Raw genomic sequence first — 11,056 nt, forward strand, 5'->3', positions numbered from 1 at the left:
AGCCTGCATGACAAGGATTCGAACGACCCATGTGGGCTCTCTGCCCCGCACGCAGGAGGTGGTGGATTTCATCTTCGCCCGTGAACGGGGCGAACCCCATGATCCTGCCGCCTTCGATGCCTGCATGGCCGAGGCTGTATCCGAAACGGTGCGCAAGCAGGTCGAGGCCGGGGTCGATATCGTCAGCGACGGCGAGACCTCGAAGATCTCGTACGCGACCTATGTCAAGGATCGCTATACCGGCTTTTCCGGGGACAGCCCGCGCAACGCGCCCGCCGATCTGAAGATGTTCCCCAGCTTTCTGCAACGGCTGGCGGACGAGGGCGGCCACCCGCAATACGCCCGTCCGCAATGCACGGGCGAGGTTCGGTCCAAGGGGCAGGATGAGCTGAACAAGGACATCGCCAACCTGAAATCCGCCATGGCGCTGCACGGGGTCGAGCGTGGTTTCATGAACGCCGCTTCGCCGGGCGTGATCTCTCTGTTCCTGCAGAACGCGCATTACCCCACGCGCGAGGCCTACCTGGCCGCGCTGGCCGACGCCATGAAGGACGAATACGAAACCATCGTGGCCGCCGGGTTGGATCTGCAGCTCGATTGCCCCGACTTGGCCCTGTCGCGCCACATGCTGTTCACCGACCTGTCGGATGATGAGTTCGTCAAGGTCGCCAACCTGCATGTCGAGGCGTTGAACCACGCCCTGCAGAACGTGCCGCAGGACCGCGTGCGCGTGCATATCTGCTGGGGCAACTACGAAGGCCCGCATTGCTGCGACATCGCCATGGACAAGGTATTCCCGACACTGATGGCGACCAAATCGCGCTATGTTCTGTTCGAAACCTCGAACCCGCGCCACGCCCATGAATGGACAGTGTTCCGCGACCGCAGGGCCGAGATCCCGGACGACAAGATCCTAGTGCCGGGGGTCGTGGACACCACCACCAATTTCGTCGAACACCCCGAACTGGTGGCGCAGCGGCTCCGCCGCTTCACCGAGATCGTGGGCGCCGACCGCGTGATCGCCGGCAGCGATTGCGGGTTCGGCACCTTCGCCGGGTTCGGGGCCGTCGATCCGCAGATCGCCTATGCCAAGCTGGCCGCGCTGGCCGAGGGAGCGGCGCTGGTGAAATGACCCCGCTGGTTCTGCTGCCCGGCATGATGTGCGACGCGCGCCTGTTCGGCCCGCAGATCGAGGCGTTGTCGGGCACCACACCCCTTTTGACCGTGCCCTTGACCGCGCATGACAGCGTTGCGGCGCTGGCCGCCGACGTGCTGGCCTGTGCCCCCGACCGGTTTGCGCTGGCGGGCCTGTCGATGGGAGGCATCGTCGCGATGGAGGTCCTGCGTCAGGCACCGGACCGGGTCGCGCGGCTGGCGCTGCTCGATACCAACCCTCTGGCGGAACGGCCCGAGGTCAAGGCCCGTCGCATCCCGCAGATGGCGGCGGTCGAGCAGGGCGAGCTGCGGCGCGTGATGCGCGACGAGATGAAGCCGAACTATCTGGCCGATGGTCCGCGTCAGGGCGCAATCCTCGATCTGTGCATGGCCATGGCGATGGATCTTGGGCCGGATGTCTTTCTGCGCCAGTCCCGCGCCCTGATGGACCGCCCGGACCAGACCGAGACTCTGCGGTCCTATGCCGGGCCGTCGCTGGTTCTGTGCGGGCGGCAGGACGCGCTGTGTCCGGTCGAGCGGCACGAACTGATGCACGGCCTGCTGCCCAACAGCACCCTGACCGTGATCGAGGGCGCGGGGCATCTGCCGACGCTCGAACAACCCGAGGAAACAACGGCGGCCCTGCGCCGCTGGCTGGAGGAATGATGACACCGTCCCTTTTGACCCTGCTGCGTCAGGTCGATACTCCCACCGTCTGCAACGCGATCGAAGTGGCCCAAGGCAAGCGCGGCTTTGACGGGTTCACGCGCGGCACCATGCTGTGTTCGGCCCCGACCAAGCCGCCGGTCGTCGGCTATGCCCGCACCGCCAGGATCGCCGCCGTGCATCCGCCGGCCGAGGTGCCCGAGATCATCCGCCAGCGCCGGATGGCCTACTATGAATACATGGCAGCGGCCCCGTCGCCCGCGGTCGCGGTGATCGAAGACCTCGACTATCCCGATTGCATCGGGGCCTATTGGGGCGAGATCAACACCACGGTTCACAAGGGGTTGGGCCTGTCGGGGGCGCTGACCAACGGGGTGATGCGCGATCTGGGTGACTTGCCGCCGGGCTTTCCCGTGATCGCCGGGTCGATCGGCCCCAGCCATGGCTTTGTCCACGTCCGCGAGATCGACACGACGGTTTCCATTTTCGGCCTGACGGTCCGGCCCCAGGACCTGATCCATGCGGATCGTCATGGTGCGGTGGTCGTGCCCGCCGAAGTCATCGACCAACTTGAAACCGCCATTCACAAATTGCTGGACACTGAGAAGCTGATCCTCGAACCGGCGCGCAAACCGGGTTTTGATTTTGAAGCGTTCGAAAAGGCGTGGGCCCAGTTTGAAGCGGCTCGAACCTGAAGGTGCCGGGAGCAGACGTGGGAGCTTTGTCGGAAGGACTCTGGTTGAGGCGGGCAGGGCGGTTTCGCAGCCTCCCGGCGCGACCGAAAGAGACCCGTTCCAGGACCTCCACGGTAGCCCGGAAATCATCCGTTGGGCGGTCGTGATGTAAGCTCGTTTTCCGCTTTCGCTCAGAAACGTCGAGGGTCTGCTGCATGAGCACGGTGTCGATCTCCGCTACGAAGCGGTTCGGTATTGGTGGCTCTGCTTTGGTCCGATGCTTGCATCAGAAATCCACGAATTGCGGGGATGAGGTCTGGCTGCTGGCGATGGCATCTCGACGAGATGTTCGTGAAAATCGATGGGAAAGGTCACTATTTGTGGCGGGCCGTAGGTCACGAAGGCGAAATCGTGAAGAGCCTTGCACGAAGGCGCGTGACAAGAACGCTAGGTTGAAATTCCTAAGGAAAGCAATGCGCAAGCGGGGGATAATGCGCCTTCGGCGGATGCAAAGTTCACGGAAATTCGCATCCGCCCATGCCTCGGGCTACAACCTGTTCAACTCGGGGCACGCCTCTCCTCAAGACCAAATTTCAGGGTGAACTGCGCCGCCGCTCTCGCCGAGCGGCGCGGTCTCTTCGCCGGATAAGGTGTAGTGATCCTGCCCTCATAGAGACGAGTTCGAATTGGTCTGGCGGCACCCCTCATGCGGCTTCATCGAGCTTTGTGGCTTCAGTTGATCCGATCAAGGTGGAATGAAGCGCCTTGATCGCGGTTTCGACGGCATCCCGCGGCACGACGAACTGAATGTCGACACTGCGCGTTGTCTGGTGCGCGGCGATCACGTCGATGCCTGCGTCCTCCAGCGCCCGCAACCCGGCGCTGAAACAGCCAAGCCCGGAAAGGTCGCGGCCGATCGCCGACACGATCGCGACCGAGCGGGCATTGATGTCGGCCGACGGGAAGGCGCGTTCCATGTCGGTGATCACCTGCCGCACCGTCTTCAGCGAGGCTTCGACATAATGTGTGATCGTGTTGGCGTTCGAGGTTTTCGACGCAATGCGCACCTTGTGGCGTTTCAACGCCTCGAGTGCTGCGCTGTCATAGCCTTTGACGCCCACCATGTCCTGCTCGAACAGTTCCAGCGCCACAACGTCCAGGCCGGTGATGATCTCGACCGCCGGTTGCTGGGCGGGCTGATCGTCGATCAGCGTGCCGGGATCGGCCGGGTCGAACGCGTTGGTGACGCGCAGGGCGACATTGGATTGGCGCAGGATCTTGGCGGCGTTGGGGTGGATGGCCTCCATCCCCATGTTCGACAGCTGGTCGGCGACATCGTAATTCGTGTGCCCCAGCTTGCGCACGGCGTCCGCCCCCACCAGGGCCGGGTCGGCCGAGGACAGGTGGAACTCCTTGTGGATGATCGCCTCGGTCGCCTTGGTCAGGGCCGCGATGTTCGAGAACGTGACTTCGGAATACCCCCGGTCATATTCGCGCATCAACCCTTCGCGGCACTGCGCGTAACCGGTGACGATGGGCAATTCGCGGGTCAGGTCCACATCGGCCAGGGCGCGCGAAATCCGTTCTTCCAGCGAATATTCGGTTTCGTCGCGCCAGCCGCTGAGATCGACGAACCGCGCATTCACCCCGGCGCGCCGCAGCATCAACGTGGTGACGAAGGCGGAATGCGCCTCGCCCAGCCCGGCCAGCAACTCGCGCACGATCATCATCTGGCTGGACAGGCGGAAATGCCCGTACGAGCACAGGCGGCGCAGGTCGAACAGGCAGCTGCGGGCGCCTTCGATACGGTCGCGCACGAAATCTTCGGCCAGAGCGCGGTCGCCTTGGTTGTCCAGAACCGCGTTGTGGGCCTGGGACATCGCGTCGGCCACGCGGGTCAGCGCGTCCAGCCAGCCGTGATCGCTGTCGTCATTGGCAAACAGGGCATAGACGCCCGGCTCGCCCGATTTCTTGTGTTCCAGCAGCAGGTTGGTGATGCCGCCAAAGGCCGAGACCACAAAGATGCGGCGGTACAGGTCCGCGCCCTTGCGGTCGCCGATGATCAGCGTATCGCGCAGTTCGCGGACACGGCTCATCGATGTGCCGCCGATCTTTTCGACGGTATGTTCAGGAAAAGTCACGAATGTTTCACCCGGCTTGTGCCGGGGCCTCTTCAGGTGGATTCCAATGCGTAAGAGCCGTCTTCGCGGTGCACTTCCTTGCCGGTGACCGGCGGGTTGAATACGCAGGCCATGACCAGCTCTTCGTCGGCGCGCAGGATGTGACGGTCATGTTTGTCCAGCGCATACATGACCCCCGGCCGGATGTGGTGGGTCTCGCCGGTGGCGACATCCGTGATCGAGCCGGACCCCTGCATGCAATAGACGCTTTCGAAGTGGTTCTTGTATTCGAACGTATGCTCGGACCCTTCCTCGAGAAAGGTGATGTGGAAGGAAAACCCCATCCCGTCCTGGGCCAGAAGCATCCGCACCGATGACCACTGCGCATCCGAGACGACCCGGTCGGGGTCATTTTGGATGATGTCGTTGAAATCGCGTACAATCATGATCTTACTCCGCCGCCATTTTCTTGGTTTCCATCGCGTCCCACGTGGCATCCAGCAGGATCGTTAGCCCGCGTCGGAAGGTCTCGCCGGGGGTGGTCAGCGGTGCCAGCACCTTGACCACCTGATCCTCGCTGCCCGAGGTTTCGATGATCAGGCCCCGGTCGAACGCGCGGCTGCAGATATCGGCCGCCAGATCGCCGGACTGGAAATCGACACCCTGCATCATGCCGCGCCCCTTCAGCCGGGCGCCGGGCACCAGCGCGGCCACTTCGGCCAGGGCCGAGGTCAGGATCCGCGCCTTGGCGTCGGTCTGTTTGCGGAACGTGTCATCCGACCAGAATTTCTCGATCGCCACGCGGGCAGTGACGAAGGCATGGGTGTTTCCGCGAAACGTGCCATTGTGCTCGGCCGGGCCGAACAGGTCGTATTCCGGCCGCACCAGCATCAGGGCCATCGGCAGGCCAAAGCCTGACACCGATTTTGCCAACGTCACGATATCGGGGGTGATGCCCATGTCCTCGAACGAGAAGAACCCGCCGGTCCGGCCGCAGCCGGCCTGGATATCGTCGATGATCAGCAAGGCGCCATGTTCGCGGGCCAGCGCCGCCACGCGTTTCACCCATTCCGGGCTGGCCGCGTTCAGACCGCCTTCGCCCTGAACGGTTTCCAGCAGAATGGCCGCCGGGGCGTCGATTCCGCTGGAACTGTCGTTCAGCATGGCTTCGAGGAAATCGGCGGAATCGTGATCGCCCGGAAAGAACCCGTCATAGGGCATCCGAGTCACGCCGTTCAGCGTGGTTCCCGCGCCTTCGCGGTGATACGCGTTTCCGGTGGTGGCCAAAGCGCCCATCGTCACGCCATGAAAGCCGTTGGTGAAGGCGATGATGTTGTTCCGGCCCGTCGCCTTGCGCGCCAGTTTCAACGCCGCCTCAACCGCGTTGGCGCCGGTCGGGCCGGTGAACATCACCTTGTGATCCATGCCGCGCGGTTTGAGGATATGGCGCTCGAAGGTCTCCAGAAACTCGGCTTTGGCATCGGTGTGCAGGTCCAGGCCGTGGGCCAGTCCGTCCGAGGTGATGTGCTCGATCAGCGCGACCTTCATATCGGTGTCGTTGTGGCCGTAGTTCAGCGACGAACAGCCCGACAGGAAATCGATATAGGTTTTGCCCTCGGCGTCGGTCAGCTCGGACCCCTGCGCCCGGGTGAAGATGGTGTCAAAGCTGCGGCAATAGCTGCGCGCCTTGGATTCACGACGTTTGAATACAGTTGCTTCGGCTGACGTATCAGTCGGCATATCAAGTCCTTTTGGGATTGGAAGGGGGTAAAGAGGCAGGCGCCACATCTGCTTGCGCCCCGGTCAGGCCGCCAGTTTCGCGGCCTGCGGCAGGTCGATCGTGACCATGTATTCGGTGCTGTGACGATCTTTGAAATGCTGGGCCTGGGTGAAATAGGGCTGGCTTTTCAGGATCGCATCGCGGGATTTCGAGAACTTGCGGAACAGCGCCCACGAGGCCGCGTTGTCGCGAGTGATGGTGGTCTGCAGGCTGGTCACATCGCGGCAGGCATCGCGCTTCAGCAGGGCGCTCAGCATCACCGTACCCAAGCCCAGCCCGCGCGCCTTCTCGGCCACGGCGACCTGCCAGACGAACACCGTTTCTGGGTCGTAGGGCAGGACATAGGCGGACACCCAGCCGACGATTTCACCGTCCAACTCGGCCACCACGCATGTGTCCTTGAAGTGATCGCATTGAAGCAGGTTGCAGTACATCGAGTTCTCATCGAGCGGTTTGCACGCCCGCACCAGTTCCCAGATGGCCGCACCGTCTTCGGCGGCGGGCTGACGGATCTGAGGGGTTGGCTTCTTGAACAACTCTCTTGCGTGCTTCATGGATCTCACTGCCTTTCTGTTGCTTTGAAAAGCTAAGTAACAGTGCCGGCTTCAAGTTTCAACCCGAACTCAATATTTTGCGGAGAATCGCCCAAAACGTGCTGAAAACCACTACTTGGCGCAGATTTGGGCAGTGTGAAATAATTCGAAATACGAATAATAATTACTCGGGCCGGATATTGAAAATCCGGGTCGCCTCTGCCAGTAACGAGTGATGGACCGTATCGATGCCAGCCTTGTTGCCTTGCGCCGTATTCTGCGCGCCACCGACCTGTTCGGGCGGGAACTGGCCCAATCCGTGGGGCTGACCGCCGCCCAGTTCAGGGTTCTGCAGATCGTGGCCGAGACCGGCCAATGCACGGCTACGGCCATCTCGCAGCGCATGCGTATTTCGCAGGCGACCGTGACCTCGCTGGTCGACAAGCTGGTCCGTCAGGACATGGTGCAGCGAGTAAAGTCGCAGACCGACCGGCGGCAGACCAACATCGTGATTACCGAGAAGGGCAAGCAGGCGATCGCCCAGGCACCGGACCCGCTGCAGCAACGGTTCGTGAGGAAGTTCGACGCCTTGGAGGATTGGGAACAGGCCGCATTGATCGCCGCGCTTGAGCGGGTCGCTGCGATGCTGGACGCCGAGGATATAGATGCGGCTCCGGTTTTGGACACCGGTGAATCGCTGACTTTGTCATAGCGCCAGACTGTCCAATGCACCCGTGGCGTGGAGCCTGAAACCGGGTTGGCGCACGGCTTCGGTCAGCGACGGCAACGTCGTCAGTCGGCCACGTCTGTCGCGAAGGCCTGATCTACCTTTTCCAAAAGCTCCAGACATTTCGACAACTGATCGACGGAAAGAAACTCATCCGCCTTGTGGGCCTGCTCGATGCTGCCGGGGCCGCAGACCACCACGTCCATTCCAAGCTGTTGAAAGATTCCGGCTTCGGTTCCGAAGGGCACAAGATCTGCCGAATTTGCTCCGGTCAGTCTTGACAAGAGGCGTCTAGCCTCGTTGCCCTCAACCGGGACCAACCCGGCAACCTCGCCGATGATCTCGGTTTCGATGCGGGCTTCGGGGTGCACCGCCCGCATGGCAGGAAGCAGCGTATCGTTGCAATACTCGGCCATCGCCTGTTTGACGAAATCCGCATCCGAAGGCTGAACCGGCCGCATTTCCCACGCGACCTGCGCCTTTGGCGGGATGACATTGTGTGTGCTGCCACCATGCAGCGCGCCGACATTCAATGTCGTCCAGGGCGGATCAAAGCGACTGTCTTCGGGCGCCATGGATTTCAGTTGCTCGCGCAACTCCAGAAGTCGCGCCACATAGCGCACGACATATTCAACGGCATTCACCCCAAGATCCGGGGCCGATCCGTGCCCCTCCAGCCCCTGAAACCGGACCGTGTATTCGTAGCAGCCCTTGTGACCTTCGATCACGCGCATCATCGTCGGCTCACCGATGATGGCCATCGCTGGGTGGCGTCCACGCCTGGCCAGTAGGCGCGTCAGGTGCTGCGCGCCGACACAGCCGGTTTCCTCGTCGTAGGTAAAGGCAAAGTGGATCGGCGCCTTGCGGGGCGTCCGGGCGAATTGCGGCGCCATGGCTAGGGTTGCGGCGACGAATCCCTTCATGTCACAGGTTCCGCGCCCGTACAGATGCCCATCGCGTTCAACCAGTTCAAAGGGGTCCGAAGACCAGTCCTGGTCCGCGACGGGAACCACGTCGCAATGCCCGGACAGGACCAGCCCGCCATCGACATCCGGGCCAAGGGTGGCGAACAGATTGGCCTTCAGGCCGGTGGGGTCGTGAAAGATCTCAACCTGCGCACCGCACGCATCCAGATAATCCGCGATGTATCCAATCATCGCCAGATTGCTGTCGACAGAAACCGTGGGAAAGGCGATCAGGTCGCTCAGAATGCGCTTGGTCTCTTCAAGCATGGATCAGGTCTTTACGAATAGCTTGCGGTCGATGCTGCACAGCGGTTCAGCCGCGCCGGTGTCTCGGATCAGGATGGTTTCGGTTGTCTCCAACCCCCAACTCTCCATCCAGAGCGCCGGCATGAAATGGAACACCATGCCGGGCTCCAGAACCGTTTCATCTTCGCTGCGGATCGAAGCCGTGCGTTCGCCCCAGTCGGGCGGGTAGCTGAGGCCGACGGGATACCCCATGCGCCCCGACCGTTCGATTCCGTGTTTTTCCAGAACGCTCATGAAGGCATTGGCGATGTCACAGGTGCGGTTTCCTGCGCGCGCGGCCTCCAGTCCCGCGGCGATACCTTCCAGCTGCGCTTCTTCGGCGCGCAGCATGTCATCAGGTGGCTGGCCCAGAAACACCGTTCGCGACAGCGGCGCGTGATAGCGGCGGTAGCACCCCGAGAGCTCGAAAAAGGTTGCCTCGCCCTCGCGCATGGGGGCGCCGTTCCAGGTCAGATGGGCAGCGGTTGCGTCAAGGCCGGATGGTGTCAGCGGAACGATGGCCGGATAGTCGCCCCAGTCGTCGCCGATTCCGGTGATGCCGGCATGCATGATGTCGGCCACGAGGTCGTTCTTGCGCACGCCGGGCGCGGCGCGGTCGATCGCGGTCCGGACCACCTTGTCGGTGATCCGCGCCGCTTTGCGGATAAAGGCGATCTCATCGTCGGACTTGACCAACCTTTGCCAGTTCACAAGCGCAGTGGCGTCCTGAAACTCGGCGTCCGGCATCTCTGCGACCAGAACCGAATTCGCCTTGGCCGAGTAGTAGTAGTTCTCCATCTCGACGCCGATCCGGGCCTTGTCCAAACCGCGCGCTTTGAAATGGACCGCGAGATCCTGCATCGGGTGGACGTCGGTCGATTGAACGAAATGGTCGGCATATCCAAGGATGTTGTCATGCTGCATCCAGCAGGTGCGGCGCCCACCCATCATGTCCATGTAGCGCCCCCACCAGATCGGTTCGCCCTCCATCGTCAGAATTACGCCCTGATGGACATAGAAGGACCAGCCGTCATAGCCGGTCAGCCAGGCCTGGTTGGACGGATCGGTGACAAAGATTGCATCCAATCCCGCCCGCGCCATGGCGGCGCGGGTTTTGGCCAAGCGGCGCTGATACTCCGCCTGGCTGAATGGTGCGTTGGCATGCGACATGGACGCCTCCTCAACCCAGAACCGCTCGGACCGCGCGCGCGGTCGCTGCGACGATCCTGTCCGCCTCGTCCCGTGTCAGGCAGAAGGGCGGCGCAAAGCCCATAATGTCACCCTGTGGCATGGCTCGGGCGATGATGCTGTCCTGCTCCAGCAGTTTTGCGGTTATCTGCGGGCCGATCTTTGCTTCGGCATCAAAGAAGGTGCGGGTTGCCTTGTCGGCCACGAACTCGACCGCACACAGCATGCCCTCGCCGCGCACCTCGCCGACGTTGGGATGATCCCCCAACGCGTCCTGCATGGCCGCATTCAGGTATGCCCCCACGGTCCCGGCGTTTTCGACCAGACCGAGGTCATCCAGCAGCTTCAGGTTGGCAACCCCGGCCGCCGCGCCAATCGGATGGGCAGAGTAGGTCCAGCCGTGGCCAATCGGGCCGTTTTCGTCGGTGCCCTGTTCCAGAACCTTCCACATTTTTTCGGAAACGATGGAACCCGAAAGCGGTGCGTAGGCCGAAGTCAGCCCTTTGGCGATCGTGATCAGATCCGGGCGTAGCCCGTAATGCTCGGAGCCGAACATCGTGCCCAGCCGGCCAAATCCGGTGACGACCTCATCGGCGACCAGCAGAATGTCGTGCTTTTCAAGCACCGCCTGAATGGCTTCCCAGTACCCGGCAGGAGGTGGAACGATCCCCCCCGTGCCCAGCACCGGCTCGCCGACAAAGGCGGCAATCGTGTCGGCCCCTTCGCGATCGATCAGCGCCTCCAGCTCGGTCACGCAATGGGCAACGAACCCGGCTTCGTCCAGCGCCGGGTCCGGGCGGCGGAAATAGTAGGGCGCCTCGGTATGAATCACCTGAGCCAGGGGCAGGTCGAACTTGTTGTGGAACAGCTCAAGCCCGGTAAGCGAGCCGGTCATGAGACCCGACCCATGATAGCCCCGCCAACGCGAGATGATCTTCTTTTTCTCGGGCCGTCCGAGGATGT

General features: G+C 62.4%; 11 protein-coding genes and 1 pseudogene. 5 read left to right on the forward strand and 7 right to left on the reverse strand.

The window, feature by feature from the left end:
* The first annotated feature begins 7 nt into the window (after window positions 1–7).
* The 4 genes and pseudogenes from AVO45_RS05555 (at window position 8) to AVO45_RS19670 (ending at window position 3,144) form a co-directional block, all read left to right on the forward strand.
* Complete coding sequence (locus AVO45_RS05555) at window positions 8–1,132, forward strand: cobalamin-independent methionine synthase II family protein (protein WP_068344949.1); 1,125 nt, start codon at window positions 8–10, stop codon at window positions 1,130–1,132.
* Window positions 1,129–1,821, forward strand: coding sequence for an alpha/beta fold hydrolase (locus AVO45_RS05560; protein ID WP_068344950.1), 693 nt, complete (start codon window positions 1,129–1,131; stop codon window positions 1,819–1,821). The genes AVO45_RS05555 and AVO45_RS05560 overlap by 4 nt, the downstream gene beginning before the upstream one ends.
* Window positions 1,821–2,516, forward strand: a complete 696-nt coding sequence (locus tag AVO45_RS05565; protein ID WP_068344963.1) for an RraA family protein — start codon at window positions 1,821–1,823, stop codon at window positions 2,514–2,516. The genes AVO45_RS05560 and AVO45_RS05565 overlap by 1 nt, the downstream gene beginning before the upstream one ends.
* Window positions 2,517–2,556: 40 nt before the next feature.
* Window positions 2,557–3,144, forward strand: a pseudogene (locus tag AVO45_RS19670) (DDE-type integrase/transposase/recombinase).
* Between the two features lie 55 nt (window positions 3,145–3,199).
* On the opposite strand, the gene AVO45_RS05570 reads toward AVO45_RS19670, so the two are convergent.
* The 4 genes from AVO45_RS05570 to ectA form a co-directional block, all read right to left on the reverse strand.
* Window positions 3,200–4,636 (reverse strand): aspartate kinase, encoded by a 1,437-nt coding sequence (locus AVO45_RS05570; RefSeq protein ID WP_082688679.1) that lies wholly within the window; start codon window positions 4,634–4,636, stop codon window positions 3,200–3,202.
* Between the two features lie 32 nt (window positions 4,637–4,668).
* A complete protein-coding gene (locus AVO45_RS05575) occupies window positions 4,669–5,061 on the reverse strand; it encodes an ectoine synthase (protein ID WP_068344951.1) in 393 nt (130 codons plus the stop codon).
* 4 nt (window positions 5,062–5,065) lie between these two features.
* Entirely contained in the window at window positions 5,066–6,355 is a 1,290-nt protein-coding gene (gene ectB / locus AVO45_RS05580) for a diaminobutyrate--2-oxoglutarate transaminase (protein ID WP_068344952.1), read from the reverse strand.
* A 63-nt stretch (window positions 6,356–6,418) separates the two neighbouring features.
* On the reverse strand, window positions 6,419–6,949 hold the full coding sequence (gene ectA, locus AVO45_RS05585) for a diaminobutyrate acetyltransferase (protein ID WP_068344953.1): 531 nt from the start codon (window positions 6,947–6,949) through the stop codon (window positions 6,419–6,421).
* A 214-nt stretch (window positions 6,950–7,163) separates the two neighbouring features.
* Between ectA and AVO45_RS05590 the strand changes: the two genes are divergently transcribed.
* Window positions 7,164–7,640 (forward strand): MarR family winged helix-turn-helix transcriptional regulator, encoded by a 477-nt coding sequence (locus AVO45_RS05590; RefSeq protein ID WP_068344954.1) that lies wholly within the window; start codon window positions 7,164–7,166, stop codon window positions 7,638–7,640.
* A gap of 80 nt (window positions 7,641–7,720) precedes the next feature.
* Here AVO45_RS05590 and argE read toward each other — a convergent pair whose 3' ends face one another.
* From argE to AVO45_RS05605, 3 genes are all read right to left on the reverse strand, one after another.
* Window positions 7,721–8,887: an acetylornithine deacetylase gene (argE, locus tag AVO45_RS05595; RefSeq protein ID WP_068344955.1), complete on the reverse strand. Its 1,167-nt coding sequence runs from the start codon at window positions 8,885–8,887 to the stop codon at window positions 7,721–7,723.
* 3 nt (window positions 8,888–8,890) lie between these two features.
* Complete coding sequence (locus tag AVO45_RS05600; RefSeq protein WP_068344956.1) at window positions 8,891–10,075, reverse strand: M24 family metallopeptidase; 1,185 nt, start codon at window positions 10,073–10,075, stop codon at window positions 8,891–8,893.
* Between the two features lie 10 nt (window positions 10,076–10,085).
* Window positions 10,086–11,056 (reverse strand): aminotransferase class III-fold pyridoxal phosphate-dependent enzyme (locus AVO45_RS05605; protein WP_068344957.1); only part of this gene is annotated, 971 nt, incomplete at its 5' end.

The sequence above is a fragment of the Ruegeria marisrubri genome, assembly GCF_001507595.1.
In the GTDB taxonomy this organism is placed as follows: domain Bacteria; phylum Pseudomonadota; class Alphaproteobacteria; order Rhodobacterales; family Rhodobacteraceae; genus Ruegeria; species Ruegeria marisrubri.